The sequence below is a fragment of the Actinomadura bangladeshensis genome (assembly GCF_004348335.1).
GTDB classification, from domain to species: Bacteria; Actinomycetota; Actinomycetes; order Streptosporangiales; family Streptosporangiaceae; genus Spirillospora; species Spirillospora bangladeshensis.
In genome coordinates this window covers 1-26,687 of sequence record NZ_SMJW01000057.1, presented here as the reverse complement: position 1 = coordinate 26,687, position 26,687 = coordinate 1, and the positions used below count along the sequence as shown (strand labels likewise).

General features: G+C 72.4%; 29 protein-coding genes. 15 read left to right on the top strand and 14 right to left on the bottom strand.

What is annotated here, in order from left to right; all coding sequences use genetic code 11:
• Nucleotides 1-97: 97 nt before the first annotated feature.
• The 10 genes from E1284_RS13930 to E1284_RS13885 all read right to left on the bottom strand — a co-directional run bounded on the left by E1284_RS13930 (nt 98) and on the right by E1284_RS13885 (nt 10,342).
• The gene (locus E1284_RS13930) at nt 98-1,192 is read right to left on the bottom strand and encodes a prephenate dehydrogenase (protein ID WP_207923745.1); all 1,095 of its coding nucleotides are present in this window, start codon (nt 1,190-1,192) and stop codon (nt 98-100) included.
• Nucleotides 1,193-1,245: 53 nt separating this feature from the next.
• A complete protein-coding gene (aroH, locus tag E1284_RS13925; RefSeq protein WP_131939484.1) occupies nt 1,246-1,608 on the bottom strand; it encodes a chorismate mutase in 363 nt (120 codons plus the stop codon).
• A gap of 45 nt (nt 1,609-1,653) precedes the next feature.
• On the bottom strand, nt 1,654-2,385 hold the full coding sequence (locus E1284_RS13920) for a pseudouridine synthase (protein WP_131939483.1): 732 nt from the start codon (nt 2,383-2,385) through the stop codon (nt 1,654-1,656).
• A gap of 6 nt (nt 2,386-2,391) precedes the next feature.
• On the bottom strand, nt 2,392-2,964 hold the full coding sequence (gene scpB, locus E1284_RS13915; RefSeq protein WP_131939482.1) for an SMC-Scp complex subunit ScpB: 573 nt from the start codon (nt 2,962-2,964) through the stop codon (nt 2,392-2,394).
• Nucleotides 2,957-3,802 (bottom strand): segregation and condensation protein A, encoded by an 846-nt coding sequence (locus E1284_RS13910; RefSeq protein WP_243714471.1) that lies wholly within the window; start codon nt 3,800-3,802, stop codon nt 2,957-2,959. The genes scpB and E1284_RS13910 overlap by 8 nt, the downstream gene beginning before the upstream one ends.
• Nucleotides 3,803-4,054: 252 nt before the next feature.
• Nucleotides 4,055-4,921, bottom strand: coding sequence for a ParA family protein (locus E1284_RS13905; RefSeq protein WP_243714470.1), 867 nt, complete (start codon nt 4,919-4,921; stop codon nt 4,055-4,057).
• Between the two features lie 207 nt (nt 4,922-5,128).
• Entirely contained in the window at nt 5,129-6,145 is a 1,017-nt protein-coding gene (locus E1284_RS13900; protein WP_243714467.1) for a site-specific tyrosine recombinase XerD, read from the bottom strand.
• Between the two features lie 36 nt (nt 6,146-6,181).
• On the bottom strand, nt 6,182-6,823 hold the full coding sequence (locus tag E1284_RS13895) for an NUDIX domain-containing protein (RefSeq protein ID WP_131939480.1): 642 nt from the start codon (nt 6,821-6,823) through the stop codon (nt 6,182-6,184).
• Complete coding sequence (locus tag E1284_RS13890; protein WP_203596926.1) at nt 6,820-8,490, bottom strand: CTP synthase; 1,671 nt, start codon at nt 8,488-8,490, stop codon at nt 6,820-6,822. Before E1284_RS13890 ends, E1284_RS13895 begins: the two co-directional genes overlap by 4 nt.
• Nucleotides 8,491-8,617: 127 nt before the next feature.
• Nucleotides 8,618-10,342: a coiled-coil domain-containing protein gene (locus E1284_RS13885; RefSeq protein ID WP_131939479.1), complete on the bottom strand. Its 1,725-nt coding sequence runs from the start codon at nt 10,340-10,342 to the stop codon at nt 8,618-8,620.
• Nucleotides 10,343-10,711: 369 nt separating this feature from the next.
• Between E1284_RS13885 and pip the strand changes: the two genes are divergently transcribed.
• The 9 genes from pip (at nt 10,712) to ehuA (ending at nt 18,710) form a co-directional block, all read left to right on the top strand.
• A complete protein-coding gene (gene pip / locus E1284_RS13880) occupies nt 10,712-11,689 on the top strand; it encodes a prolyl aminopeptidase (protein WP_131939478.1) in 978 nt (325 codons plus the stop codon).
• A gap of 557 nt (nt 11,690-12,246) precedes the next feature.
• On the top strand, nt 12,247-12,795 hold the full coding sequence (gene ectA / locus E1284_RS13875) for a diaminobutyrate acetyltransferase (RefSeq protein ID WP_131939477.1): 549 nt from the start codon (nt 12,247-12,249) through the stop codon (nt 12,793-12,795).
• Between the two features lie 51 nt (nt 12,796-12,846).
• Complete coding sequence (gene ectB, locus E1284_RS13870) at nt 12,847-14,109, top strand: diaminobutyrate--2-oxoglutarate transaminase (protein ID WP_131939476.1); 1,263 nt, start codon at nt 12,847-12,849, stop codon at nt 14,107-14,109.
• 34 nt (nt 14,110-14,143) lie between these two features.
• Nucleotides 14,144-14,539, top strand: coding sequence for an ectoine synthase (locus tag E1284_RS13865; protein WP_131939475.1), 396 nt, complete (start codon nt 14,144-14,146; stop codon nt 14,537-14,539).
• Nucleotides 14,536-15,444, top strand: a complete 909-nt coding sequence (gene thpD / locus E1284_RS13860) for an ectoine hydroxylase (RefSeq protein ID WP_131939474.1) — start codon at nt 14,536-14,538, stop codon at nt 15,442-15,444. The genes E1284_RS13865 and thpD overlap by 4 nt, the downstream gene beginning before the upstream one ends.
• A 104-nt stretch (nt 15,445-15,548) precedes the next feature.
• Nucleotides 15,549-16,442: an ectoine/hydroxyectoine ABC transporter substrate-binding protein EhuB gene (gene ehuB, locus E1284_RS13855; RefSeq protein WP_131939473.1), complete on the top strand. Its 894-nt coding sequence runs from the start codon at nt 15,549-15,551 to the stop codon at nt 16,440-16,442.
• A gap of 6 nt (nt 16,443-16,448) precedes the next feature.
• Nucleotides 16,449-17,162, top strand: coding sequence for an ectoine/hydroxyectoine ABC transporter permease subunit EhuC (gene ehuC, locus E1284_RS13850; RefSeq protein WP_131939472.1), 714 nt, complete (start codon nt 16,449-16,451; stop codon nt 17,160-17,162).
• On the top strand, nt 17,162-17,815 hold the full coding sequence (ehuD, locus tag E1284_RS13845) for an ectoine/hydroxyectoine ABC transporter permease subunit EhuD (protein ID WP_131939471.1): 654 nt from the start codon (nt 17,162-17,164) through the stop codon (nt 17,813-17,815). Before ehuC ends, ehuD begins: the two co-directional genes overlap by 1 nt.
• On the top strand, nt 17,802-18,710 hold the full coding sequence (gene ehuA, locus E1284_RS13840; protein WP_131939470.1) for an ectoine/hydroxyectoine ABC transporter ATP-binding protein EhuA: 909 nt from the start codon (nt 17,802-17,804) through the stop codon (nt 18,708-18,710). The genes ehuD and ehuA overlap by 14 nt, the downstream gene beginning before the upstream one ends.
• A 180-nt stretch (nt 18,711-18,890) precedes the next feature.
• Here ehuA and E1284_RS13835 read toward each other — a convergent pair whose 3' ends face one another.
• Complete coding sequence (locus E1284_RS13835; RefSeq protein WP_165965257.1) at nt 18,891-19,544, bottom strand: HD domain-containing protein; 654 nt, start codon at nt 19,542-19,544, stop codon at nt 18,891-18,893.
• 101 nt (nt 19,545-19,645) lie between these two features.
• Here E1284_RS13835 and E1284_RS13830 point away from each other — a divergent pair, with 101 nt between their 5' ends.
• From E1284_RS13830 to E1284_RS13815, 4 genes are all read left to right on the top strand, one after another.
• Nucleotides 19,646-20,647 carry a GlxA family transcriptional regulator gene (locus E1284_RS13830; RefSeq protein WP_131939468.1) on the top strand — a complete coding sequence of 334 codons (1,002 nt, stop codon included), beginning with the start codon at nt 19,646-19,648 and terminating at the stop codon, nt 20,645-20,647.
• A gap of 69 nt (nt 20,648-20,716) precedes the next feature.
• Entirely contained in the window at nt 20,717-21,889 is a 1,173-nt protein-coding gene (locus tag E1284_RS13825) for a thiolase family protein (RefSeq protein ID WP_131939467.1), read from the top strand.
• Between the two features lie 3 nt (nt 21,890-21,892).
• Entirely contained in the window at nt 21,893-22,264 is a 372-nt protein-coding gene (locus E1284_RS13820) for a Zn-ribbon domain-containing OB-fold protein (protein WP_131939466.1), read from the top strand.
• A gap of 68 nt (nt 22,265-22,332) precedes the next feature.
• Entirely contained in the window at nt 22,333-23,469 is a 1,137-nt protein-coding gene (locus E1284_RS13815) for an NAD(P)H-dependent flavin oxidoreductase (RefSeq protein WP_131939465.1), read from the top strand.
• Between the two features lie 62 nt (nt 23,470-23,531).
• Here E1284_RS13815 and E1284_RS13810 read toward each other — a convergent pair whose 3' ends face one another.
• A complete protein-coding gene (locus E1284_RS13810; RefSeq protein ID WP_131939464.1) occupies nt 23,532-24,020 on the bottom strand; it encodes a pyridoxamine 5'-phosphate oxidase family protein in 489 nt (162 codons plus the stop codon).
• A 17-nt stretch (nt 24,021-24,037) separates the two neighbouring features.
• On the bottom strand, nt 24,038-25,465 hold the full coding sequence (locus E1284_RS13805; RefSeq protein ID WP_131939463.1) for an MFS transporter: 1,428 nt from the start codon (nt 25,463-25,465) through the stop codon (nt 24,038-24,040).
• Between the two features lie 108 nt (nt 25,466-25,573).
• On the opposite strand from E1284_RS13805, the gene E1284_RS13800 reads away from it, so the two are divergent.
• Entirely contained in the window at nt 25,574-26,068 is a 495-nt protein-coding gene (locus E1284_RS13800; RefSeq protein ID WP_131939462.1) for a winged helix-turn-helix transcriptional regulator, read from the top strand.
• Here E1284_RS13800 and E1284_RS41440 read toward each other — a convergent pair.
• Nucleotides 26,065-26,208, bottom strand: a complete 144-nt coding sequence (locus E1284_RS41440) for an ATP-binding protein (protein ID WP_165965256.1) — start codon at nt 26,206-26,208, stop codon at nt 26,065-26,067. The genes E1284_RS13800 and E1284_RS41440 overlap by 4 nt on opposite strands.
• Nucleotides 26,209-26,347: 139 nt before the next feature.
• Between E1284_RS41440 and E1284_RS41435 the strand changes: the two genes are divergently transcribed.
• Nucleotides 26,348-26,491, top strand: a complete 144-nt coding sequence (locus E1284_RS41435) for a hypothetical protein (RefSeq protein WP_165965255.1) — start codon at nt 26,348-26,350, stop codon at nt 26,489-26,491.
• Nucleotides 26,492-26,687: the final 196 nt, after the last annotated feature.

Below are 26,687 nucleotides of genomic sequence, written 5' to 3'. Positions count from 1 at the left end.
CGGGCCGGCGGACGGAGCAGGGCGGCGCTCGCCGCCGCACGGGCGCGCGCAGGTCCCCCGGACAAGCCCCGGCGACCCAGGCTACCGGTCCCCGGGACTAGCCGGGGACGGACCAGCCGCGGGCGCGCAGCTCCGCCGCCAGCCGCTCGGCGGCCTCCGGGACCACCGACAGCTCCAGCACGCCGAGCGGGCGGCCCGGCGAATGCTCGATCGTCACGTCCTCGATGTTGACCTGCGCGATCCCCGCCGCCTGGAAGATCATCGCGAGCTCGCCCGGACGGTCCGGGATGACCACCTGGACGGTCGCGTACGCCGGCTGGTCGCCGCCGTGCTTGCCGGGGATGCGGGACCGGCCCGCGTTCCCGCGCAGCAGCAGGTCCGCGACGTGCGCGGCGGCCTCCTCGCTGCCGTCGCGCAGCAGCGACGCGGCCACCGCGAGATCGGTCGCGACCGCCTCCAGCACGTCCGCGACGGGCTGGGAGTTCGCCGACAGGATGCCGATCCACAGCCGCGGGTCGCTCGCCGCGATCCGGGTCACGTCCCGGACGCCCTGCCCGGACAGGCCGAGCGCCACCTCGTCCGCGCCGGTCAGCCGGGCCGCGACGGCCGCCGACACCACATGCGGGCCGTGCGAGACGAGCGCGACCGCCCGGTCGTGCTCGGCGGCGTCCACCTGGACCGGCATCGCCCCGCACGCCTTCGCCAGGCCGGTCACGACCTCGACGGTCTCCGGCGCCGCCTCCGGGGTCGCGCACAGCGCCCACGGGCGGCCGAGGAACAGATCGGCGCGCGCCGCGCCCGGCCCCGACCGCTCGCTGCCCGCGAGGGGGTGCCCCGCCACGAACGTCGTCAGATCGCAGCCCAGCTCCGCCGCCTGCGCCAGCGGCAGCGCCTTCACGCTCGCCACATCGGTGTAGGCCGCGGCGAGGCCGCGCTTCTGCGCGTCCAGCAGCGTCACCGCCACGGCGGCCGGCGGCACCGCGAGCACCGCCAGGTCGGCGGGCTCCGCGCGCGCCCCGTCCGGCAGCGCCTCCCCCGCGCCCAGCTCCACCGCCAGCGCCAGCGCCGCCGCGTCCCGGTCGGTCAGCAGCACGTCGGCGCCGCGCTCGCGCATCGCCAGCGCGATCGACGTCCCGATCAGGCCCGTCCCGACCACGACGATCCGCCGCGGCGCCCTGTCGTCCTCACTCACGCCAGAAGACCTTACTGTGCAGTGCCATCGCCTCGCTCCGCTCTTCTCCGGTGCTACTGCGCGATGTCCAGGCGCAGGGCCGTGGCGCCGCGCAGGTAAACGTGCTGGACGGCGGACCGGGGGCGGCCGGTCTCGATGTGCGCCATCAGCCGGATCACCCGGGGCAGCGCGCCCGGGACGCCGATCTCGGTCGCGCACAGCAGCGGCACCTCGTGGAAGCCGAGCTTGCGGGCGGCGAGCGCCGGGAACTCCGCGGTCAGGTCCGGCGTCACCGTGAAGATGACGCTGATCACGTCGTCGGTGCTCAGCTCGTTGCGGGCCATCACCTCGGAGACGAGCTCCGTCGTCGCCTCCAGGATCTGGTCCCGGTCGTCGGCGTCGATCTGCGTCGCCCCACGGACCGCGCGTACCGCCACAGTCGTCTCCCCTCCTCGTGCCGGGCCTTCTCGCCCCGGGCGTCCCTACAGGCCGACGGCCTTGTACAGCTCGCCGACCTCGCGCACGGTCAGCGCGCGCATCCCGCCCGGCTTCAGCGACCCCAGCTTGATCGGCCCGAACTCTATGCGGGCGAGCTGCTGGACGGGGAACCCGGTCTCCTTCAGCAGCCGCCGGACGATGTGCTTGCGCCCCTCGTGCAGGGTGATCTCCACCAGGACGCGTCGTCCGACCTGGTCGAAGACGCGGAACTTGTCGGCCTTCGCGGGCCCGTCCTCGAGGGTCACCCCGGCCTTCAGCCGCTTGCCGAGGTCGCGCGGGATCGGGCCGTGGATCTCCGCCAGGTAGGTCTTGTAGACCCCGTAGGACGGGTGGGTGAGGCGGTGCGACAGCTCCCCGTCGTTGGTGAGCAGAATCAGGCCCTCGGTGTCGGTGTCGAGCCGGCCGACGTGGAACAGCCGCTCGGGCACCTCCACGTAGTCGGCGAGCGACTTGCGGCCCCGCTCGTCCGACATCGTCGACACCACGCCGCGCGGCTTGTTGATCGCGTAGTAGCGCATCTCCGCGCGGGTCTCGACGCGCTTGCCGTCCACGTGGATGACGGCGGTCCGCGGGTCGACGCGCTCGCCGAACCGGAACACCTTCTTCCCGTTCACCGTGACGCGGCCCTCGCCGATCAGCTCCTCGCAGTGGCGGCGGCTGCCGATCCCGGCCTCGGCCAGCACCTTCTGCAGCCGCACGCCCTCGTTGTCGCTCACGTGTCCTCAGCTATCCACTATGTCTTCTGGCAGGTCATCGGGGAGGTAGGGGGCGAGCTCGGGCAGCTCGTCGAGGTCGCGGAGGCCGAGGCGCTCCAGGAAGTACCCGGTGGTGCGGTACAGGTGCGCCTGCGACTCCGGGTCCTGCCCGGCGTCCTCGATCAGGCCGCGCAGCGTCAGCGTCCGCATGACGCCGTCGCTGTTGACGCCGCGGATCGCCGACACGCGGGCACGGCTCACCGGCTGCCGGTAGGCGACGACGGCGAGCGTCTCCAGCGCGGCCTGCGTCAGCCGCGCCTGCTGCCCGTCGGTGACGAACCGCTCCACCACCGGGGCGCACACGTCCCGGGTGTAGAACCGCCATCCGCCGGCGACCTCCCTGAGGTCGAACCCGCGGCCCTGCCCGGTGTATTCCGCGGCGAGCTCCCGCAGCGTCTCCTCGATCTCGCCGCGGGGCCGCTCCAGCAGCTGCGCCAGCGTCATCACGGTGACCGGCTCGTCCACGACGAGCAGGATCGCCTCGATCGAGGCGCGCGTCCCCGGGAGTTCCGGCGCGCCCGCGCCGGGTTCCTCAGTCATCGTCCTCCTCGTTCTTCTCCCCCGCCCCGCCCGTGCCGGCGGGGCCCGTGTCAGCGTTGCCGGTGCCGGCGGGGTCCTTCTCGGGGGCGCCCTCGTAGTCGTCGCCGACCTCGACGTCCCCGTCGTCGGTGCCGGTCCAGGTCACGCGCAGCTCGCCGAGGGGCTCGTCCTGCTCGAACGTGACGGCCTGCTCCCGGTACAGCTCCAGCAGCGCCAGGAAGCGCGCGACGACCTCGTAGGTGCCCTCCGCGTCGGCGGCCAGGACGCGGAACGTCGTCCGGCGCAGCCGGCGGAGCATCCCCACGACGATCGCGGCCTGCTCCTTGACGCTGGCCTTCGGCTGGTACATGTGCTCGACCGACACCGCGGGCGGCGCCTTCGGCGCGAGGGCCTTGGCGGCGAGCCGCGCGAACTCCTCCGGGCCGAGGCCGAGCAGCACCTCCGGCAGCAGGTTCGCGAACTTCGGCTCCATCGGCACCAGGCGGGGGAACCGCCGGCTCGCGTCCGCGATCCGCCCGGCGAGGACCTGCGCGACCTCCTTGTAGGCGCGGTACTGCAGCAGCCGCGCGAACAGCAGGTCGCGGGCCTCCAGCAGCGCCAGGTCCTCCTCGTCGTCGACCTCGCCGGACGGCAGCAGCCGCGCGGCCTTCAGGTCCAGCAGGGTCGCGGCGACCAGCAGGAAATGGCTGGCCTGGTCGAGGTCCCAGTCCCGGCCGTGGGAGCGGATGTGCGCGATGAAGTCGTCGGTGACCTTGTGCAGCGACACCTCGGTGATGTCGAGCTTGTGCTTGGAGATCAGGCCGAGCAGCAGGTCGAACGGGCCCTCGAAGTTGTCCAGGTGGACGCGGAAGCCCTGCTCCTGCCCGCCCTCCGGACCGCCGTCCCGCTCGGGGCCCCGCTCGGGCTCCGGCGACGTCTCGTCCACGTCGCTCACGGTAGCGGAGTGCTCCTCCCGCGCTGTGCTCACCGGCCCCATCGTCCCACGCCCCGGGCGCGCTTCGCGCCACCGCCGGCCACGAGCGGTGACGGCGCGTCCGGACGGACGGCCGCTACCGCCCGGTCACCCGGCGCACGGGAGCATCGCGCGGCCTCAGTCGGTCTCGGCCCACCGGACGAGGACCTCCCGCGCCAGGCTCCGGTACGCGTTCGCGCCCATCGAGCTCGGGTCGAAGAACGTGATCGGCTCGCCGGCGACGGTCGCGTCCGGGAACCGGACCGTCCGGTTGATGACGGTGTGGAAGACCTTCTCCCCGAACGCCTCGACGATGCGGCCGAGGACCTCGCGGGTGTGCAGCGTCCGCGAGTCGTACATGGTGCCGAGGACTCCGTCGATGACCAGTTCCGGGTTGATCCGGCCCTGGACCTTGTCGATCGTCTCCATCAGCAGCGCGACGCCGCGCATCGCGAAGTACTCGCACTCCAGCGGGATCAGCACGCCCTCGCTGGCGGCCAGCGCGTTGACCGTGAGCAGGCCGAGCGACGGCTGGCAGTCGATGAGGATGTAGTCGTAGTGCGGGACGGCCGACTTCAGCGCGCCCTGCAGGATGTACTCGCGCCCGACCTCGTGGACGAGCTGGACCTCCGCGCCGGACAGGTCGATGTTGCTCGGCAGCAGGTCCATCCCGTCGACGCCGGTCTCGATGACGACGTCCTCCCACTCGGTGTCGTGCTCGAGCAGCAGGTTGTGGATCGTCACGTCGAGCTGGCGCGGGTCGCCCTTGCCGAGCCCGACCGACAGGGCGCCCTGCGGGTCGAAGTCGACGAGCAGCACGCGGCGGCCGTACTCGGCGAGCGCCGCGCCCAGGTTGATCGTCGTCGTGGTCTTGCCGACGCCGCCCTTCTGGTTGCAGACGGCCACGATCCGCGCGGGCCCGTGCTCGGCCAGCGGCTCCGGCTCCGGGAACACCGGAACGGGTCGCTGCGTGGGCCCGAGGGCGCGGCTCGGGTCGGTCTCTATGGTGGCGGAGGAAAGGACTCCCTCCGCACCGTTAGTGCTGGTCACCAGATCCCTCCCCGGCGGCCCGGAAATGCCATCCAGAACGGGGACTCTAGGGCCGTCCACCTCGGGCCACAAGCCGACGCGCGCCGAACGTCGCGATTTGTGCCGCGACCGGTCCGTCCCATTCGTCCCACTGTGCGCCCCTGCCCCGCCGGCCCCCGCCGGTCAGCTCCGGGCCCGCGGATGCGAGGTCGCGTACACCTCGCGCAGCAGCTGCACGGTCACCAGGGTGTACACCTGCGTCGTCGTCACCGACGCGTGCCCGAGCAGTTCCTGGACGACGCGGACGTCGGCTCCCCCGTCCAGCAGATGGGTCGCGAACGAGTGCCGCAGCGTGTGCGGCGACACCTCCGACAGCCGCGCCCGGTCGGCGGCGGCGCGCAGCACCATCCAGGCGCCCTGCCGCGACAGCCGCCCGCCGCGCGCGTTCAGGAACACCGCCGGGCCGCCGCGGCCCGTCCCGGCCAGCTCGGGCCGGGCCCGCACCAGGTAGGCGTCCACGGCCTCGCGGGCGTAGTCGCCGATGGGCACCACCCGCGCCTTGCCGCCCTTGCCGGCGACGCGGGCGAACCCGTCGCGCAGGTCGAGGTCGTCGACGTCCAGGCCGACCGCCTCGGAGATGCGCGCCCCCGACCCGTAGAGCAGTTCGAGCAGCGCCCGGTCGCGCAGGCCGCGCGCGGTGTCGCCGGACGCCCCGGCCGCGGCGAGGAGCCGCTCCACGTCCTGCAGCGAGATCGCCTTCGGCAGCCGGCGCGGCGGCGTCGGCGGCTTGACGCCATGGGCGGGGTCGCCGGCGGCGAGGCCCTCCCGCAGCGCGAACCGGTGCAGCCCCCGCACCGCGACGAGCGCCCGCGCCGCCGAGCCCGCCGACAGCGGCGGACGGCCCTCGCCGCCCTCCCGCAGGCCCACCAGGAACGCGCGGACGTCGTCCTCGGTGATCTCGCCGATCGCCCCGCGGCCCCGCGCGTCCTGCACCTCGGCGTAGCGGCGCAGGTCGCGGCGGTAGGAGCTGAGGGTGTTGGCGGCCAGGCCCCGCTCGACGGCGAGATGCCCCAGGTACGCCCGCACGGCGGAGTCGAGCGCGGAACCCGTGCCCGCGTCCTGGGCGGTGCTCCGGGGGGACGGGCTCGGGGACAGTGCGGCACCTCTTCCGGCCGGGGAGTGCGGGGACCCGCCCATCATGCCCCCTCCGGCCGCCGGAGGGGGACCTCATCCGGCTCAGTCCTCGGGCGCGTCGGCGGGCCGCAGCGCCGCGAAGCCGGCGTCGCGGGCCGCCCGCGCCGCGAGCACCCCCATGCACACGATCATGTTGTGCAGCTCGCCGGCCAGCACCTTGCGGACCGCCTCGTCCAGCGGCACCCACACGACCGGCATGTCGGCCTCCTCGTGGACGCGCTCGAAGTCGATCTCGTCGGCGGGCACCTCGGCGAGGTCGCGGGCCAGGAAGATCCGGACGCGCTCGTCGGCCATGCCGGGCGAGGTGAACACGTCGACCAGCGTGTCCCAGCGCCCGGCGCGGTAGCCGGCCTCCTCCAGCAGCTCCCGGGCGGCGAGCTCGTGCAGCGGCTCGCCGTCCACGTCCCGCAGCCCGGCGGGCGCCTCCCACAGCATCCGCGCCACCGCGTGCCGGTACTGGCGCAGCATCAGCACCCGGCCGCGGTCGTCGAGGGCGAGGACGCCGACGGCGCCGATGTGCTCGACCACGTCCCGGCCGACGACCTCGGTCCCGTCGCCCGCCGGCATCTCCACCCGGTCGCGCCGGACGCCGAACACCGGGCCCTTGAAGGCCGGGGACGAGTCCACGACGGGCCAGCGCTCCGGCCGGTCGCGGACGTCTCCGACACCGAGACCGGCGCTCACGCGCCCGCCCCGCGCTGCTCGGCGTAGTCCAGCGCGGCGGCGATGAGGCCGGTGAACAGCGGGTGCGGGCGCGTCGGGCGGGACCGGAACTCCGGGTGCGCCTGCGTGCCGACGAAGAACGGGTGCCGCTCGCGGGGCAGCTCCACGTACTCGACGAGCCGCCCGTCCGGGGACAGGCCGGAGAACCGCAGCCCGGCCTCCTCCAGCCGGTCGCGGTAGGCGTTGTTGACCTCGTAGCGGTGCCGGTGCCGCTCGGACACCTTCGCCTCCCCGTACAGCTCCCGCACGATGGAGCCGTCGGCGAGGTCGGCCGGGTACATGCCGAGCCGCATCGTGCCGCCCATGTCGCGCTCCCCGGCGACGACGTCGAGCTGGTCCGACATCGTCGCGACGACCGGGTGGGCGGTGCTGGCGTCGAACTCGGCGCTGCCCGCGTCGGCGAGCCCGCCGAGCGTCCGCGCCGCCTCGATGACCATGCACTGCAGGCCCAGGCAGATACCGAGCAGCGGGACCCGGTTCTCCCGGGCGTGCCGGACGGCGCCGAGCTTGCCCTCGATGCCGCGCACCCCGAACCCGCCGGGGATCAGCACGCCGTCGACGCCGTCCAGCTCCCGCTTGGCGCCCTCGGGGGTGTCGCAGTCGTCGCTCTTCACCCAGCGGATGCGCACCTTGGCGTCGTTGCCGAACCCGCCGTGCCGCAGCGCCTCGGTCACCGACAGGTACGCGTCCGGGAGGTCGATGTACTTGCCGACCAGCGCGATCGTCACCTCACGGGCCGGCTTGTGGACGCGCCGGAGCAGCTCGTCCCAGGCACCCCAGTCGACGTCGCGGAACGGCAGGTCGAGCCGCCGCACCACGTACGCGTCCAGGCCCTCGGAGTGCAGCACCTTCGGGATGTCGTAGATGGACGCCGCGTCCACGGCCGACACGACGGCCTCGCGGTCCACGTCGCACATCAGGCTGATCTTGTGCTTGAGCCCGTCGGTGATCGGCCGGTCCGACCGGCACACGATCGCGTCGGGCTGGATGCCGATGGAGCGCAGCGCCGCGACCGAGTGCTGCGTCGGCTTGGTCTTCAGCTCCCCGGACGGGCCGATGTAGGGCAGCAGCGACACGTGCAGGAAGAAGCAGTTCTCCCTGCCGATCTCGTGCCTGATCTGCCGGACCGACTCCAGGAACGGCAGCGACTCGATGTCGCCGACCGTGCCGCCGACCTCGGTGATGACGATGTCGACCTCGGTGTCGTCCGCCATCCCGCGGATCCGGTCCTTGATCTCGTTGGTGATGTGCGGGATCACCTGCACGGTGTCGCCGAGGTACTCCCCGCGCCGCTCCTTGGCGATCACGTTGGAGTAGACCTGCCCGGTGGTGACGTTCGCCGACCCGTGCAGCTCGGTGTCCAGGAACCGCTCGTAGTGCCCGATGTCCAGGTCGGTCTCGGCGCCGTCGTCGGTGACGAAGACCTCACCGTGCTGGAACGGGTTCATCGTGCCGGGGTCGACGTTGAGGTAGGGGTCGAGCTTCTGCATGGTGACCCGGAGGCCGCGCAGCGTCAGAAGCCGCCCCAGGCTGGACGCCGTCAGTCCCTTGCCGAGGCTGGAGGCGACACCGCCGGTGACGAAGAGGTGCTTGGTAGGACGTGATCTACCGATGGCTGCCGATGGCAAGAAGGCGCTCCCGTGGTCGAGATGAGGCGGACGAGTCTCACCGTCCACGGGCCACCAGGATAACAACTGAATCGCCCAGGCCGGACGCGCCCCGCGACATCCCCGGCCGCCGCGGCCGCCGCCGCCCCTAGAGGCGGGGCGTCGCGGCGCTCGGCATGATCGTGCGGAGCTGGCGGGTGAGCTCGTCGATCAGGGAGCGGGCCTGGTCGGCGGCCTGCCGGGCGGCGTCGCGCTCCTGGGACAGCTCGGCGATCTGCGCGCGCTGCTCGGTGACCGCCTGGGCCAGCTGGTCGACCCACTGGTCGCGTTCGGCGAGCTTCTCGGCGACGGCGTCGCGCTCGGCGGCCATCTGCCGCATCCCGGACACCGCCTTGTCGCGCTCGCGGCCGGCCTGGTCGGCGCGGCCCCGGGCGAGGGTCAGCTCGGACTCGGCGCGGGCCTGCGCCTGCACGGCCGCCTCGCGGGTCCGCTCGGCGGCCTCCCGGGCCTTGGCGCCCGCGTCCCGCTCCCGCTCGGCCTTCTTGGCGGCCTCCAGCGACTGGCTCGCCGTGTCGAGGGCCTGCTGGCGCTCGGCCTCGGCGGCGTCGGCGCGCGCGGCGGCTTCCTGGACGCGGCGCTCGGCGTCCTGCGCCCGGCGCTCGGCCTCCTGGGCGCGGCGCTCGTTCTCCTGCGCCCGGCGCTCGGCGACCTCGGCGCGGCGCCGGGACTCGTCGACCTCCTTGCCGGCGGCGACGACCGCGTGCTGCAGGTTCTGCGCCGTCATCTCGGCGTCGGTGACCTTGGCGCGCATCTGCGCCAGCTCGCCGTGCGCGGTCTCCAGCGCCCGCGACAGCTCCGCGGCCTGCTCGGCGACCCGGTCGCGCTCGGACTCGGCGGAGCGGCGGGCGCCGGTGGCGTCCTCGACGGCGCGCAGGGCGTCGTCGCGGGCCTCGCTCATGGCGTCGCGCTGCTGGATCGCCTGGCGGACGGTGGCCTCGGCCTCGGCGACGCGGCGCTCGGCCTGCTCGACCTGGGCCTGCACCTGCTCCATCTGCGCGCGGGCCTGGTCGGCCTGGGCGCGGGCCTGGTCGGCCTGCACGCGCCCCTGCTGGGCCTGGTTCCACGCGGCGGCGGCGTCGCGCTGCGCGTTCTCCTTCTCGGTCTGGAGCGCGGCGATCTGGGTGACGGCCTCGTTCTGGACCTCGGCGGCGCGGCGCTCGGCCTCGGCGACCTGCCGCTCGGCCTCGACGGCGCGGCGCTCGGCCTGCTCGGCCTGGCCGCGGGCGCGCTGCACCTCGCCCCAGGCGGCCGCGGCGTCGCGCTGCGCCGACTCCTTCTCCTGCTGCACCGCCGCGACCTGCGCGGCCGTCTCGTTCTGGGCCTCGGTGAGGCGCCGCTCGGCCTCGACGGCGCGCCGGTCGGCCTGCTCGGCCTGGCCGCGGGCGCGCTGCACCTCGCCCCAGGCGGCGGCCGCGTCGCGCTGCGCCGACTCCTTCTCCTGCTGCACGGCCGCGACCTGCGAGGTGATCTCGCTCTGCGCCTCGTTGACCTTGCGCTCGCCGGCGGCGAGCGCGTCGCCGATGAGGTCGGCCATCTGGCGGAGCCGCTCGACGATGTCCCAGGGCTGGGCCTCGGGCTGCTCCTCGGAGGCGAGCACCAGCTCGCCGCCCTGGCCGTGCCTGCCGTGCTGGCCGGGGTGGCCGCCCTGCGCGGGCTGGCCCGCCTGGCCGGGCTTGGCCATCTGGATGGGCTGCTGGGCGGCCGGCAGGGCGGGGGCCTCGGGGGCGCGGCCGGGGTCGCGGCCCATGGCGGGCCAGGGCGCCGCCGCGTCGGGGACACCGCGGTTGCCGCCCGATCCGTTCAGCTCGCTCACCGTTCTCCTCGCCTCACGGCCGGGAGCCCGGTGACCGGCATGCCGCCGCCCATCCTGCTCGCCGCTTTCCTCGGACGGCTCGTCACTTCGCTCACGTGTCTCCTCGCCCGGCGGCGCACGGCCGCGTTCGCGGGGGTCGTTGTGCACATCTCGTTCGCTCCGCACCCGGCCCTGCGGGCCCTCGCTTCGCTCACTGAAGGCACTCTAGTCCCGACCAGCGGAGCGTTTGCCCAGTTTGGGGTTTACTTTCTCGCCGCCCCCGCGGCGTTCCCGCACGCCGGGCGCCTGATGGCGGCCGCTATGGGCCGCCTGACGGTGCCGCGGGTCACATCCGGCCGGCGGTCGCCGCGGGTGGGACAATCGCGGTCCATGGAGCTTCGCACCCTGTATCCGCCGATCGAGCCGCACGATTCCGGGCTGCTCGACGTCGGCGACGGCAATCAGATCTACTGGGAGGTCTGCGGCAACCCGGCGGGCAGGCCCGCGGTCATGGTGCACGGCGGGCCGGGGGCCGGCTGCAGCCCGGCGCACCGCCGGCAGTTCGACCCCGAGGCGTACCGGATCGTCCTGTTCGACCAGCGCAACTGCGGGCGCAGCCTGCCGCACGCCAAGGACCCGGAGGTGTCGCTGGAGGCGAACACCACCTGGAACCTCGTCGCGGACATGGAGCGGCTGCGCGAGCACCTCGGCATCGAGCGCTGGCTGGTGTTCGGCGGGAGCTGGGGCAGCGCGCTGTCGCTGGCGTACGCGCAGACCCACCCGGAGCGGGTGACCGGGCTGGTGCTGCGCGGCATCTTCACGCTGCGGCCGTTCGAGCTGTACTGGTTCTACCAGGAGGGGGCGTCGCTGCTGTTCCCCGACCTGTGGGAGAAGTACGTCGAGCCGATCCCCGAGGACGAGCGGGAGGACCTCATCTCCGCGTTCCACGAGCGGCTCAACTCCAAGGACCGGGACGTGCGGGTCGCGGCGGCGAAGGCGTGGGCGACCTGGGAGGGCTCGACGATCACGCTGCGGCCGGACCCCGAGCTGGCCGGGGGGTTCGGCGAGCCGGACTACGCGGTGGCGTTCGCCCGCATCGAGAACCACTACTTCGTCAACGAGGGCTTCTTCGAGGACGAGCAGCTGATCCGGGACGTGGACAAGATCCGCGACATCCCGGCGGTGATCGTGCAGGGCCGCTACGACGTCTGCACCCCGGCGGCGACGGCCTGGGACCTGCACCGCGCGTGGCCGGAGGCCGAGTTCCACATCGTGGACGACGCGGGCCACGCGTTCAGCGAGCCGGGCATCCTGCACCACCTGATCGAGGCGACCGACCGCTTCGCCGCCGAATCGGTCACGTCATAACGCGATGACCGGCACGGCCGCAACCCGGCCGGACTTCGGTGCCGGCGGCGGGCCCCGGCCGGCCCGCCCCGGACCGAAATTCCCATCTTTCTTACTCTCCGGCGACCGGCGCCTTACCTCGCCGTGAGTGAACCGGCCCCTTGAAGGCAAGCAAGGGCGGGCTCCCAGAACCCGCCTGAACGCCGTGGCCCCCATACGTCCCAGGGCGCCCGCGCCCGGACGACCTCGCCCGATGCGACGTGACGCCCGCCGCACCGGCGGAGTTCACACCGAATCCGAGTGACTTACCTCACACAACCGATACACAGAACGCGTCGCCAAGCGATGTCAAAACATTAAGGTTGCGTTCAGGAAACGTCCGGGCGCTCTCTCCGGCGCATCCCGCCGTACCTCCTGCGTATCACCGGGAAAGGCGGGAGACCACCCGCGCGGGGACGATTGGAATTGCACCGAATTCGGCAAAGCCCTTAACCCTACCCAGCGCTCCGCGGCGCTAAACATCTCGCAGATAACATCTATATGCGATCACGGGGCGAGATTCGCTAAGTTGCCTGGACATGGCAGCGCAACCCCTGGAATCATCGACCCGACGCCCCGAACCGGACGAGACGAACGCGGAAGTGCTTCTCCAGGAGCCGAGCCTCTCCGATGGCCCAGAGCTGTGGCGGCTCGCCCGGGACTCGAAGGTTCTGGACGTCAACTCGCCGTACAGCTACACGCTTTGGTGCCGCGATTTCGGGGACACTTCCGTAGTCGCGCGGGACGGGGCCGGCCCGTGCGGCTTCATCACCGGCTACGTCCGCCCGGCCCGGCCGGACACCTTCTTCGTCTGGCAGGTCGCCGTCGACCGCGCGCACCGCGGACAGGGCCTGGCCCGCCGCATGCTCGACCGCCTCGCCGACCGGCTCGCCCCCCGCGGGCACCGGTACATGGAGGCCACGGTGACCCCGGGCAACGCCGCGTCCACCGCGATGTTCGCCTCGTTCGCCCGGGACCGCGGGTGCGAGCTCGCCCGCAGCCCGCTGTTCGGCGCGGAGCACTTCCCCGAGGGGGGACACGAGCCCGAGGTGCTCTTCAGGATCGGCCCGATCGCCGCCGCGAACTGACCACCGCAGTCCCTCATCCGCTCCCCCACCCCGACTTGCCTGGAGGCAGACATGGACGTTTTCGCCCGCATGGAATCGGAAGTCCGCGGCTACTGCCGAGGGTGGCCCACGGTGTTCACCACCGCGCAGGGCAGCCATATGACCGACGAGCACGGTAAAACGTATCTCGATTTCTTCGCCGGCGCCGGGACGCTCAACTACGGGCACAACAACCCGCAGCTGAAACGCCGGCTGCTGGACTATCTCGCCAGTGACGCGATCGTGCACAGCCTCGACATGTACACCGCCGCCAAACGCGACTTCCTGGAACGTTTCAACGAGTACGTTCTGGAGCCGCGCGGCTTGGACTACAAGGTCCAGTTCCCCGGCCCCGCGGGCAACAACTCGGTCGAGGCCGCGCTGAAACTCGCGCGCAAGTACACCGGCCGCGAGACCGTCGTCAGCTTCACCAACGCCTTCCACGGGATGACGCTCGGCGCGCTCGCCGTCACCGGCAACTCGATGAAGCGGACCGGCGCGGGCGTCCCGCTCGGCCACGGCGTCGCGATGCCCTACGACAACTACCTCGACGGGCGCACGCCCGACTTCCTGCTGTTCGACACGATGCTGGACGACAGCGGCAGCGGCCTGGACAAGCCCGCCGCCGTCATCGTGGAGACCGTGCAGGGCGAGGGCGGCATCAACGTCGCCACCGCCGAGTGGCTGCGCGGCCTGCAGGACCTGTGCCGCCGCCACGACATCCTCCTCATCGTCGACGACGTGCAGATGGGCTGCGGCCGCACCGGGCCGTTCTTCAGCTTCGAGGAGGCCGGGATCACCCCGGACATCATCTGCCTGTCCAAGTCCCTCAGCGGCTACGGGCTGCCGTTCGCGGTGACGCTGATGCGGCGCGAGCTGGACGTGTGGGAGCCGGGCGAGCACAACGGCACCTTCCGCGGCTTCAACCCCGCGTTCGTCACCGCCGTCGCCGCGCTGGAGGACTACTGGGCCGGCGGCGACTTCGAGAAGCAGACGCTCGCCAAGGGCCAGCAGGTCCAGGCCGCGCTGCAGGAGATCGCGCTCGCGCACGCCGGCGCCGTCGACTCCGTCCGCGGCCGCGGCCTCGCCTGGGGCCTGGTGATGAAGGACGCCGAGCTGGCGCCCAAGGTGTGCGGCGAGGCGTTCGCCCGCGGCCTGCTGATGGAGACCTCCGGCCCCGAGGGCGAGGTCGTCAAGCTGCTGCCGCCGCTCACCACGACGGAGGCCGAGCTGAGCCGCGGCCTGGAGATCATCGCGGACTCGGTGGCGGCCGTCCGCGCGAAGGTCACGGTCTGAGCCGGACCGACCGCACCACGGAAAGAGGAGATCAATGATCGTTCGTTCCCTTGACGAGATCGTCGGCACCGAGCGCGACGTCCAGGCGCCCACCTGGTGCAGCCGGCGGTTCGTGCTCGCCAAGGAGGGCGTCGGATTCTCGCTGCACGAGACGATCCTGTACGCGGGGACCGAGACGAGGATGTGGTACGCGAACCACATCGAGGCCGTCTACTGCATCGAGGGCGAGGGCGAGCTCACCAACGAGGAGACCGGTGAGAAGCACGAGATCCGCCCCGGCGTGATGTACCTGCTCGACGGCCACGAGCACCACACCCTGCGCGCCCACACGGACGTGAAGACCGTCTGCGTCTTCAACCCCCCCTGCACCGGTCGGGAGGTCCATGACGAGAACGGTGTCTACCCGCTGCTGACTGAGGAGGACGCATGAGCATCATCGAGTCCCATCCGACGATCGACGACGCCTACCCCACCCGGAAGGCCGCCGAGGCGGCGCTGCTGTACCGGCAGGACCCGGTCGTGTACGGCGGGCCGCAGGACGGGCCGATCGACGACGCCACCCTCGACGCCTTCGAGGCCAACGGCTTCCTGACCGTCGACCAGCTGCTCGCGCCGGAGGAGGTCGAGGACTACCGCGCCGAGCTGCGCCGGCTGTCGTGCGACCCGGAGATCCTGGCCGACGAGCGCACGGTCACCGAGCGCGGCTCGGACGAGGTCCGCTCCATCTTCGAGGTCCACAAGATCAGTGAGGTCTTCGCCGCCCTCGTCCGCGACCCCCGCGTGGTCGGCCGGGCGCGGCAGATCCTCGGCTCGGACGTGTACGTGCACCAGAGCCGGGTCAACTACAAGCCGGGGTTCACCGGCAAGGACTTCTACTGGCACTCCGACTTCGAGACCTGGCACGCCGAGGACGGCATGCCGCGGATGCGCGCGGTGAGCATATCCATAGCACTCACCGAGAACTTCGTGCACAATGGCGGGCTAATGATTATGCCTGGCTCGCACAAGACCTTCGTGGCGTGCGTGGGTGAGACCCCCGACGACCACTACAAGGAGTCGCTGCGCGGCCAGGAGATCGGCACGCCCGACCCGAACAGCCTCTCGATCCTCGCCGACAAGCACGGGATCGAGCTGTTCACGGGCACCGCGGGCTCCGCGACCATGTTCGACTGCAACTGCATGCACGGCTCGAACGGCAACATCACCCCCTTCCCGCGCTCCAACGTGTTCATCGTGTTCAACAGCGTGGAGAACACGTGCGTCGAGCCGTTCTCGGCGCCCGCACCCCGACCCTCGTTCATCGGCGCACGCGATTTCACCGCCGTGGCCGACTGATCTGGTCACAACAATTCGATAACCCCCCCGACCGCCTGCCCCGCGCCCGCGGGGGCCGCATATGGCCCCCGCGGGCGCGATGGCACACCAACAGGAGTTCGACGATGACTTCCTCGAGACGAGACTTCCTCCGCACCGCCGTGCTGCTGTCCGCCGCGGTCCCCCTGGCCGCGGCGGGCTGCTCCACGACGGATCCGGAGCAGGAGAAGGCGGGCGGCGGCACGCTGCAGAAGGCCAAGGACGCCGGCACCATCACCGTGGGCTTCGCGAACGAGGCGCCCTACGGCTACACCGACAAGTCCGGGAAGCTGACCGGAGAGGCGCCCGAGCTGGCCCGCGTCATCTTCAAGAACCTCGGCATCGACGAGATCAAGGGCGTCCAGGTCGACTTCGGCGGCCTGATCGCCGGGCTCAACGCCAAGCGGTTCGACGCGATCGCCGCCGGCATGTTCATCAACCCGGAGCGGTGCGCGTCCGCGGCGTTCGCGAACCCCGAGTACGTCGCCAAGAGCGCCTTCATGGTCAAGGAGGGCAACCCGAAGGGGCTGAAGAACGAGAAGGACCCGGCGGCCAAGGGCGTCAAGGTCGGCGTCCTCACCGGCGCGGTCGAGGCCGGCTACGCCGAGAAGAACGGCGTCAAGAAGGGCGACATCAAGACGTTCGCCGACCAGGCCAGCGCCTACGAGGGCCTGAAGGCCGGCCGCATCGACTGCATCTGGCTGACCCGCATCTCGCTGGCCGACCTGCTGTCCAAGCACAAGGGCGAGGGCTTCGAGGTGACCGACGCCTTCACCCCCGTCATCGACGGCAAGGAGCAGCTCGGCGCCGGCGCGTTCGCGTTCCGCAAGGCCGACACCGACCTCGTGGACGCCTGGAACGCCGAGCTGGCCAAGCTCAAGCAGCAGAACGGCCTGCTGCCGATCCTGCAGCCGTTCGGGTTCGCCCAGGACGACATGCCGGGCCCGGACGACACCGCCGCCAAGTTCTGCAAGGGCTGATCGCCCGTGTCCGACGTCCTCGACAGCTACCCCCAGTGGCTGGACGGCGCGTGGGTCACGGTCCGGCTCACCCTTCTCGGTGGCGCGCTGGCGCTGGTGCTCGCCCTGCTCTTCGGCATGGCGGGCACCTCGCGCCACGCGTGGGTGCGCGTGCTGAACCGCGTGTACGTGGAGTTCTTCCGCGGGAACGCGACCCTGGTCCTGCTGTTCTGGTTCTTCTATGCGCTGCCGCTGATCGGCCTGAAGCTCGCCACCACGTTCGCGGCGGTGCTGGCGCTCGGCCTGAACGTCGGCGCCTACGGCGCGGAGGTGGTGCGCGGCTCGATCAACGCGGTCCCGAAGGCGCAGTACGAGGCGACGATCGCGCTGAACTTCACGCCGTTCCAGCGGATGCGCCGCGTCCTGCTCCCGCAGGCGTTCGCGCTGATGCTGCCCCCGTTCGGCAACCTGATCATCGAGCTGATGAAGGGCACCGCGATCGTGTCGCTGGTGACTCTGGTCGACCTGACCCGGGTGTCGAAGAACATCCAGGGCAGCACGGGCGAGACCGTCGCGGCGTTCTCGGTGGTGCTCGTCCTGTACTTCATCATCGCGCAGGTGCTGCAGCTGTTCGTCCGCTACGCCGAGCGCCGGGTGGACCGCATGCTCGGCCGCAGGCCGTCGCGTGAGCCGTCCCTCGGGACGGTCGCGGCCGGCGCTCCCGGGGCGGGGGTGGGCTGATGGAATGGGACTGGCAGTACTCCGGGGACATCCTCCCCGACCTGCTGGACGGGTTGCGCTACACCGTCATCGCGACGCTGCTCGGCTACGTCGTCGCCCTGGTCCTCGGGCTCGTGTGGACGCTGCTGCGCCGCTCGCCGAGCCGGGTGTTCAACGAGACGATCCGGTGGATCACCGAGTTCATCCGGTCCACGCCGCTGATCCCGCAGCTGTACTTCGTGTTCTTCGTGCTGCCCGCCTGGGGCCTCACGATCGGCTCGCTGACCGCGGGGATCATCACGCTCGGGGTCCACTACTCGACCTACACCGCCGAGGTGTACCGGGCGGGGATCTCCGACATCCCGCGCGGCCAGTGGGAGGCGTGCACCGCGCTGAACCTGCCGCGGTCGCGGGTGTGGCTGGACGTGATCCTGCCGCAGGCGATCCGCCGGGTCATCCCGACGCTCGGCAACTACCTGATCGCGATGTTCAAGGACTCGCCGATGCTGATGGCGATCAACGTCGCGGAGCTGCTGTTCATGGCCAACAAGGTCGGGTCGCAGACCCTCCAGTTCCTGGAGCCGATGACGATGGTCGGCCTGTTGTTCGTCATCGTCAGCGTCATATCCTCGATACTCGTCCGCCGCTTGGAGAGGCGCTATGCCACCACCTAACACACCGGAAGCCCCCAAGGACGCAGCGGCAGACACCGCGGCCGACACCGTCCTGGAGAAGGACGCCCCCACCGGGGAGGACGCCGCCCCCGAGGGCGGGCACGCCGCGGGGACGCCGCACGGCGCCGCGCCCGGAATCCGCTTCGAGAAGGTGGTCAAGCGGTTCGGCTCCAACGTCGTCCTGCGCGAGCTCGACTTCACCGTGGCGCCCGGCGAGCGGGTGACGCTCATCGGGCCGAGCGGGTCGGGCAAGACCACGATCCTGCGGCTGCTGATGACGCTGGAGACGCTGGACGAGGGCGTCATCTGGATCGGCGACGAGACCCTCTGGCACATGGAGCGCGGCGGCCGGCGCGTCCCGGCGAGCCAGAAGCACCTGCACGAGATGCGCAAGCAGGTCGGCATGGTGTTCCAGCAGTTCAACCTGTTCCCCAACATGAACGTGCTGCGCAACCTCACCGAGGGGCCGGTGCGCGTGCTGGGGGTGCCGAAGGACGAGGCGGTCGAGCGCGCTCGCGGCCTGCTGGACATGGTCGGGCTCTCCGACAAGGAGAACGCGCATCCGACGCAGCTGTCCGGCGGGCAGCAGCAGCGGGTGGCGATCGCGCGGGCCCTCGCCATGCAGCCGAAGGTGCTGCTGCTGGACGAGGTGACCTCCGCCCTGGACCCCGAACTCGTCGTCGGCGTCCAGGACCTGCTGCGCGACATCGCGCGGCAGAGCGACCTCACCATGCTGTGCGTCACCCACGAGATGAACTTCGCCAGGGACATCTCGAACCGGGTCCTGATGTTCGACCAGGGCCAGATCGTCGAGGAGGGTCCGCCGGACCAGATCTTCGGCGAGCCGTCCGAGCAGCGCACCCGGGACTTCCTGCAGGCCGTCCTGGCGTCGTGAGCACGGCGTCGTGAGCACGGCGTTGTGATCCCGGCGCCGTGGGCACGGCACCGTGGGCACGGCACCGTTAGCGCGGCACCGTGCGCACGGCGTCCCGTACCAGGGCCTCCTGGAAACCGCGGGCCATTCCCGCGCGTCGCCCGCGTCCCCGTCGCCCCGGGGGCGCGGGCGACTCACGTCTCAGGGGGTGCCGGGCCAGGCGCCGGCGACGAGGGCCGCCCAGTCGGGCGCGGGGTCGCCGGCCCCGTACTGGCGGGCGATCTCGGCCGGGAAGGTGCCCATCGGGGCCTTGGCGGGATCGCGGGCGATCTGGTCGACGATGATCTCGGTGAGGCCGCAGCCGGGTTCGAGGCGGGGGAACGCGGCGTGCGCGCGCTCGGCGATGCCGCCGGGCAGGTCCGCCGCGCCGCGGCCGATCATGTCGGCGCCGGTCCCGGCGTGGGTGAGGGCGATCTCGGGCCGCATCCGGTGCGCGATGCCGAGGCTGGTGTGCAGGGCGATCGCCTCCCAGACGACGCGGGTCCGCTCACCGTCCAGGCCGTTCCCGGTGAGGAACTCGGCGGCGCGGTCGGCGCCGTCCACCTCGAAGCGCCGGCGGCCGTGGTCCGCTCCGATGAGCCCTACGTCGTGCAGGACGCTCGCCAGGAACAGGACCTCGTCGTCGTAGTCGGCGCCCGCGCGCACGCCCCGCGCCTCTCCGATGGCGCGGCCGAACAGGTAGGTGCGCGCGGAGTGGTGGGCGAGCGCCGCGGGGCCCGTGGAGAACACCAGGTCGTAGGCCTTGCGGGTCAGGTCGGTGTCGGGCAGCGAGAACTCGGCGAAATGGTCGGACACGGAGGCTCCTCGGAAGTGTCGCTCGGATCGCCACCGATCGTCCGGCACCGCCCGCCCTCCCGGACAGTGTCCGGACTGCCGATGTGCGCTACGTTCTGGCCATGCCTGGAAGGTCGGTGGACGGGACGGCCGAGCACGGGTCGGGGGCGCATGTGGTGGCGGTGCTCGCGCTGGACGGGGTCGTGCCGTTCGACCTGGCGGTCCCGGGCCAGGTGTTCGGGGTGACGTCCACGCCCGGCGACGTCCCGCTCTACGAGACGCGCGTGTGCACGCCGCCGGGCGGGGCGGAGACGTCCGCGATGCTCGGCCGGATGCGCGTGGACGCCCCGTTCGGCCTGGACGCGCTGGCCGCGGCCGGCACGATCGTGGTGCCGGGGCACGAGGACGTCCGGTCCGATCCGCCCGCCGAGGTCCTGGACGCGCTGCGCGAGGCGGCGTCGCGCGGTGCCCGGATCGCATCGATCTGCGTCGGGGCGTTCGTCCTCGCCGCGGCCGGGCTGCTGGACGGGCGCCGGGCCACGACGCACTGGCGCTACGCGGGGGCGATGGCCCGGCGGTTCCCGGACGTCGAGGTGGATCCGTCCGTGCTCTACGTGGACGGTGGGCAGGTCCTCACCTCGGCGGGCGTGGCGGCCGGGATCGACCTGTGCCTGCACCTCGTCCGGCGCGACCACGGCTCGGCGGCGGCGGCGCGCACCGCCCGCCGGATCGTGATGCCGCCGCAGCGGGACGGCGGCCAGGCGCAGTTCATCCGGCACGAGGACCCGCCGGACGGGGGCGCCGCGCTCCAGCCGACGCTGGCCTGGCTGGAGGCCAACCTGCACCGTCCGCTGACGCTGGACGACATCGCCCGGCAGGCGTCGGTGAGCGTCCGGACGCTGACCCGGCGGTTCCGCGAGCAGGCCGGGACGACGCCGCGGCAGTGGCTGGCGCGGGCCCGCGTGCACCGCGCGCAGCAACTGCTGGAGAGCACGGACCTGCCGGTCGAGCGGGTCGCGGCCGAGGCCGGGTTCGGCTCGCCGGTGACGCTGCGGGCCCACTTCGCCCGCCGTGTCGGCGCGTCCCCGCTGGCGTACCGGAGCGCGTTCCGCGCCCGTCCCTGATCACCCCGCCCGGTCCAAGACCGAACGCGATTCTGTACCGTGGCACTTACGGACGAGGAGAGCGAGGCGATGAGCATTCCCAGGGGCACTTCGATCGTGGGGCTCGGGATGACCGAGCTCGGCAAGGTGTACGGGCGGAGCCCGCGGCGGCTCGCCGCGGACGCGGTGCGGCTCGCCGCGCGGGACGCGGGCCTCGCGCTCGCCGACGTGGACGGGCTGCTGGTCAGCCACGGGATGGGCGGCTCCCCCGGCATCGAGCTGGCCGCCGCGCTGGGGCTGCGCGACCTGCGGCTGCTGTCCCAGGTCAACTCCTTCGGCGCGACCGCCGGGGCGATGGTGTCCTACGCGGCGATGGCGGTGCTCAGCGGCACCGCGACCACCGTGGCCTGCGTGTTCGCGGACGCGCCGCTCAAGCCGAAGCAGTCGGCGGGCTCGGCCTACAACCGCGACGCGCGCGAATGGTACGGGTTCGGCGGGATGACGGCGGCGCTCGGGCTGCGCAGCGTGAACTCGTTCTACGCGCTCGCGGCCCAGCGGCACATGGCCCGCTACGGGACGACCAGCGAGCAGCTCGGCGCGATCGCCGTGTCGACGCGGGAGTGGGCGTCCCGCAACCCGCTCGCCCAGATGCGCGACCCGATCACCCTGGAGGACCACCAGAACTCCCGCTGGGTGTCCGAGCCGCTGCACCTGCTGGACTGCTGCCTCGTGTCCAACGGCGCCATCGCGGTCATCGTGACGGGCGACGACCGGGCCCGCGACCTGCCCCGTCCGCCCGTCCACCTGTGGGGGTGGGGGCAGGGGCACCCCGGGCACCGCAAGGAGCGCGGCAGCGACTTCGGCCTGACGACCGGCGCCGCCTCCTCGGGCGCGACCGCGATGAAGATGGCCGGGATCACCCCGTCCGACGTCGACGTGTGCGAGCTGTACGACTGCTACACCTACACGGTCCTGGTGTCACTGGAGGACTACGGATTCTGCGCCAAGGGCGAGGGCGGCGCGTTCGCCGCGTCCGGCGCGCTCGGGCCCGGCGGTTCGCTGCCGACCAACACCGGCGGCGGGCAGCTGTCGGCGTACTACATGTGGGGCATGACGCCTCTCTCGGAGGCCGTGATCCAGGCCCGCGGGGACGGCGGGGAGCGGCAGGCGCCGTCCACCGACGTCATCCTCGTCAGCGGGAACGGCGGCATCCTCGACCACCACGCCACGCTGATCGTCAGCCCGCACCGGAAGGGGGCATAGCCGATGGAGATCGGCGTTCTGCGGCGGGACGGGCGGACCGACCCGTTCTTCGACGGCACCGCGTCCGACCGCCTGGTCGTCAGGCACTGCGCGGCGTGCGACCTGTGGTTCGCGCCGGACGCGACCGGCTGCCCCGAGTGCGGCGAGGAGGACCTCGCATGGGCGGAGGCGAGCGGCGACGCGACCCTCGTGACCTGGACCGTCCTGCCCAAGGACCCGCCCGCCTACCTGGCGCTGGTCGAGCTGGCGGAGGGCCCGTGGCTGCACGCCCGCCTGGACGGGGCGGACCGCGGCGACCTGCGCGAGGGCCTGCCCCTGCGGGTCGCGTTCGAGCATCCGGACGAGGGCGAGTCCTACATCCTGTTCCGGCCCTAGACACGTTCCGGCTCTGGACACGTTCCAGCTCTGGACCGAATGATATTCGGTCCGTTAGCGTCGGGGCCATGAACACCGAGGTCTGCACGCGATTCGGCATCGAGTTCCCGCTCTTCGCCTTCAGCCACTGCCGCGACGTCGTCGCCGCCGTCACCAACGCCGGCGGCTTCGGCGTCCTCGGAGCCGTCGCCTACACCCCCGACCGGCTCGAAGAGGAACTGCGCTGGATCGACGACCACGTGGGCGGCCGCCCCTACGGCGTCGACGTCCTGGTCCCCGGCAAGATCGACAAGTCGGCGGAGAGCGGCGGCGGCCTCGACGCCATGCTCGCCGCGATCCCGGACGAGCACTGGACGTTCCTCACCGGCCTGTTCGCCAAGTACGACGTCCCGCTGCCCGACTTCGAGAACGCCAAGCGGTCCAACGCACGCAGCGGCACGCAGGTCACCGCGAAGGGCGCGACCGAGCTGATCGACGTGTCGCTCGCGCACCCCATCGGCCTCATCGCCAGCGCCCTCGGCACCCCTCCCCCGCTCATGGTCGAAAAGGCCCGCGCGGCCGGCGTCCCCGTCGCCGCGCTGGTCGGGACGTCCGAGCACGCCCGCCGCCAGGTCGCCGCCGGCGCCGACCTGATCATCGCGCAGGGCGGCGAGGCCGGCGGCCACACGGGCGAGATCTCCACGATGGTGCTGGTCCCCGAGGTCGTCGACACGGTCGCACCCGTGCCCGTGCTGGCGGCGGGCGGCATCGCCACCGGACGGCAGATGGCCGCCGCCCTCGCGCTCGGCGCGTCGGGTGTGTGGTGCGGCTCGGTGTGGCTCACCACGGAGGAGGCGGAGACGTCCCCGGTGGTGAAGGAGAAGATGCTCGCCGCCACGTCCCGCGACACGATCCGGTCGCGGTCGCGCACCGGCAAGCCCGCCCGCCAGCTCCGCTCCGCCTGGACCGAGGAGTGGGAGGGCCCCGCGAGCCCCGGCCCGCTCGGCATGCCGCTTCAGATGATCGTCGCCGAGGGCGCGATGCGGCAGATCACCAAGGTCGCCGAGTCCGGGAACCCCGGCGCCCGCGCGCTCGCCAACTACTTCGTCGGGCAGTGCGTCGGCCTGATGAACACCGTCAAGCCCGCCCGCCAGGTCGTCTACGACATGGTCGAGGACTTCGCGAACGCCGTCGAGCGCCTCAACGCCATCACCGGCGAGGACTGACCGCCTGGTCGTCTCGCCCCCGCTGAGGGCCGCCGGTGGTCACCTCAGCGGGGGCGGGCCGGTCAGCGTCTCCCTTCGGCGTACCAGATCGTGCTGCGCAGGTCGGTGCCCCTGATCACCTGGACGCGCCAGGGCTCCAGCCGCAGGACGTGCAGCTGCGGATCCCCGGGACCGCCGCGCCAGAACCGGCCCAGGTCGTAGCCGGCGCCCTCCGGGCTCGTCCGCCGGTAGAGGTCCCAGACGCGGCGCTTGACGTCCAGGTCGTCGACCCAGGCGGCGACGGCGTCGACGCTGACCGCATTCTGCCCCGGCGTCCAGTAGGAGAACGTGGTGTGGGGGTTCCCGGCCAGGTGCGCGGCCTTCACCGGCGTCCTGTAGGTGGCGAGCCAGCCCAGCGGCGCGCCGTCGGCGATCTCCCACACCGGGATGAGCACGCGCGCACGGGGGCGCCCCCTGGCGTCGATGGTGGTCATGGTCGCGTACACGATGTCGCCGATGTAGGCGTCGAACTGGTCCTCGATCTCGGCGAAGGACGTCGCTTTCGTGGCCACTGCTCTTTCCCTCCGGCTCAGGCGGCGGTCTTGGCGGGCTCCGCGTGCGCGCTCCCGCCGCTGGACGCGGCGTCCGGGGCGGCGGGTGCGCGGAGGCCGAACGCGATCACGACCGCGCCCAGCGCCGCCGCCGCGACCGGGACGGCCAGGGCGGTCCGCAGCGCGTCCAGGCCCGTGCCGGCGGCGACGCTGACGGCGGTGACGGCCGACAGCCCGAGCGCCGTCCCGAACTGGAAGGACGTGTAGAGCAGGCCGCCCGCCAGGCCGTGCTCGTCCTCCTGGACGCCCTCGGTCGCCGCCATCGTCAGCGGCCCGTAGCACAGCGAGAAGGCCAGGCCGAGCAGGACCAGCGACGGCAGCATGGCGGTGTAGGCCCAGTCCGCCCCGACGGGCAGGAACAGCGCGTACCCGGCCGTCGCGAGCAGGAGCCCGCCGAACAGCACGCGGGTGTTGCCGAAGCGGTTCACCAGCCGCGGGGTCAGTGTGGGCGCGAGCACCGTGTCGATGCCGATCACCAGCATGGCGAGGCCGGTCTGCATCGTGCTCCAGCCGCGCACCTCCTGGAAGTACAGGGTGGCCAGGAACTGGAAGCCCGCGAACGCGCCCAGGAACAGCAGCGCCGCCGCGTTCACCCGCACCAGCGGGACCGCCCGCAGGATGCCGAGCCGCACCAGCGGCGACCGCGACCGCCGTTCGACCGCGACGAACAGCCCGGCCAGCGCCGCGCCCGCCGCGAGCACGCCGGCCGTCGGCCATGCGCCCTCGCCGGGGTTCTCCAGCCGGACCACCCCGTACGCCAGCAGCAGCATCGCCCCCGTGACGGCCAGCGCCCCGGCGATGTCGAACCCGCCCGAGCCGCGCGTCTCGCCCGTGTCGCGGAGCAGGGCCAGCGCCGCCACCAGGATCAGCGCCGCCAGGATGACCGGCGCGAAGAACACCCACCGCCAGCCGAAGGACGCGAGCACCCCGCCGGCGACCAGGCCCAGCGAGAACCCGCCCGCGGCCGTCCCCGCGTACACGCCCAGCGCGCGGGTGCGCGCCGGGCCCTCGGGGAAGGTGGAGGTGACCAGCGCCAGCCCGGCGGGTGCCATGAACGCGGCCGCCACGCCGGTGACGAACCGCGCCGCCAGCAGCATCCAGCCGCCGGTGGCGAAGCCGCCGACGCCCGAGAAGACCAGGAAGACCGCCAGCCACAGCAGGAACATCCGCCGGTGCCCCAGCAGGTCGGACGCCCGCCCGCCCAGCAGCATGAACCCGCCGTAGCCCAGCACGTACGCGCTCACCACGCCGCTGAGCATCCCGGTGGACAGGCCCAGGTCGGCGCGGATCGACGGCAGCGCCACGTTCAGCATCGCGACATCGATCCCCTCCAGGAAGATCGCACCGCACAGCACCATCAGGACGCCCCACGCGCGCCCGCTCATCCGCACATTCGAATCGGACATCGTCGCCCGGCTCTCCTTTGGACGAGAGAACCGGTCCCGAGGTGGTTCCCCGAGTGACCGCCGGTTCCCTCTTGTAACCGGCAACATCGTCGGGCACCATCGATGACCATGGAAGACGGAACTTCCGCGTCCCTCGGTTACTGCGGGGATACCGGCATCGACGACGACGTTCTCCAGTGGGACCAGCGCGCCGACTGCGAAGTACGGCAGATCCTCGACCGCATCGCCGACAAATGGTCGCTGCTGGTGATCGCGCTGCTCGACAAGCGGAGCCTGCGCTTCACCGAACTGCGCCGCGCGATCGACGGCGTCAGCCAGCGGATGCTGACCCGCACGCTCCGGCATCTGGAACGCGACGGCCTGGTGAGCCGGACGGTGCACGCGACCGTCCCGCCACGCGTGGACTACCGGCTGACGCCGATGGGCGCGACCCTGCACAGCACCATCAACGCGCTGGTCGTCTGGACCGAGGAGCACCAGAACGCCATCGCCGCGGCCCGCGCCGCCTACGACGAGCGCGCCGCCGCCGAACGCGCGGCCGCGGAACGCGAAGCGGCCGAACGCGAGGCCATCGCCCGCGCCGCGCTGCCGCCCCGGCGCTAGCCCAACCGAAGGAGCGGCGGGCCGGGGAACCGCAGCCACACCGCCGTCCGCTCCCCGTCCGGCCGCACGCCCCAATCCAGGCTGAGCGCGTCGATGATCCGCAGCCCTCGTCCGTCCTCGGCGAGCGGATCGTTCCGCATCACCGGCCGCGCGCCACCCGCGCCGTCATCGGCGACCTCGGCCCGGACGGACGATGTACCAGCCGCCTGACGGGGTGGTCCAGATGAGGAGGCCAGGCCAGATCTGGTGGAGCGTCCAGCCTAGGCGTTGTTTGAGCCGATGATGGGGATCTTCATGGCGATCAGCGAGGTCATCGCGGTGCTCAGGCTACCGGGCGTGGAGCAGTCCGCGAAGCACGTGCGGCTCTTCGCGCGGGACGTGCCGGGAGAGGGGCATCCGTCGCACGGGGACGTCCAGACGTGAACGAGGCGTTCACGAACGCGGTCGGGCACACGGCCTCGGGTCGGCGGGGGAGGGTGACGGTGCTCTTCTTGGTGGTGGCGGAGGACATCGTCGAGGATGGGCGGCCGGCCGCCGCCTTTCGGGTGTTGCGGGGCGCGGACAGTGGATGGGCTTCGGGAGTAGCGTCTGGGTGACGTCCTGCGAGTGAGGGAGGCGC

Coding starts and splice junctions, on each gene's coding strand:
- scpB (WP_131939482.1), bottom strand. CDS start 2,964: ATGACTGAGGAACCCGGCGCGGGCGCGCCGGAACTCCCGGGGACGCGC.
- E1284_RS13900 (WP_243714467.1), bottom strand. CDS start 6,145: ATGATGGGCGGGTCCCCGCACTCCCCGGCCGGAAGAGGTGCCGCACTG.
- pip (WP_131939478.1), top strand. CDS start 10,712: ATGGAGCTTCGCACCCTGTATCCGCCGATCGAGCCGCACGATTCCGGG.
- ectA (WP_131939477.1), top strand. CDS start 12,247: ATGGCAGCGCAACCCCTGGAATCATCGACCCGACGCCCCGAACCGGAC.
- ectB (WP_131939476.1), top strand. CDS start 12,847: ATGGACGTTTTCGCCCGCATGGAATCGGAAGTCCGCGGCTACTGCCGA.
- E1284_RS13865 (WP_131939475.1), top strand. CDS start 14,144: ATGATCGTTCGTTCCCTTGACGAGATCGTCGGCACCGAGCGCGACGTC.
- thpD (WP_131939474.1), top strand. CDS start 14,536: ATGAGCATCATCGAGTCCCATCCGACGATCGACGACGCCTACCCCACC.
- ehuB (WP_131939473.1), top strand. CDS start 15,549: ATGACTTCCTCGAGACGAGACTTCCTCCGCACCGCCGTGCTGCTGTCC.
- ehuD (WP_131939471.1), top strand. CDS start 17,162: ATGGAATGGGACTGGCAGTACTCCGGGGACATCCTCCCCGACCTGCTG.
- ehuA (WP_131939470.1), top strand. CDS start 17,802: ATGCCACCACCTAACACACCGGAAGCCCCCAAGGACGCAGCGGCAGAC.
- E1284_RS13830 (WP_131939468.1), top strand. CDS start 19,646: ATGCCTGGAAGGTCGGTGGACGGGACGGCCGAGCACGGGTCGGGGGCG.
- E1284_RS13825 (WP_131939467.1), top strand. CDS start 20,717: ATGAGCATTCCCAGGGGCACTTCGATCGTGGGGCTCGGGATGACCGAG.
- E1284_RS13820 (WP_131939466.1), top strand. CDS start 21,893: ATGGAGATCGGCGTTCTGCGGCGGGACGGGCGGACCGACCCGTTCTTC.
- E1284_RS13815 (WP_131939465.1), top strand. CDS start 22,333: ATGAACACCGAGGTCTGCACGCGATTCGGCATCGAGTTCCCGCTCTTC.
- E1284_RS13805 (WP_131939463.1), bottom strand. CDS start 25,465: ATGTCCGATTCGAATGTGCGGATGAGCGGGCGCGCGTGGGGCGTCCTG.
- E1284_RS13800 (WP_131939462.1), top strand. CDS start 25,574: ATGGAAGACGGAACTTCCGCGTCCCTCGGTTACTGCGGGGATACCGGC.
- E1284_RS41440 (WP_165965256.1), bottom strand. CDS start 26,208: ATGCGGAACGATCCGCTCGCCGAGGACGGACGAGGGCTGCGGATCATC.
- E1284_RS41435 (WP_165965255.1), top strand. CDS start 26,348: ATGATGGGGATCTTCATGGCGATCAGCGAGGTCATCGCGGTGCTCAGG.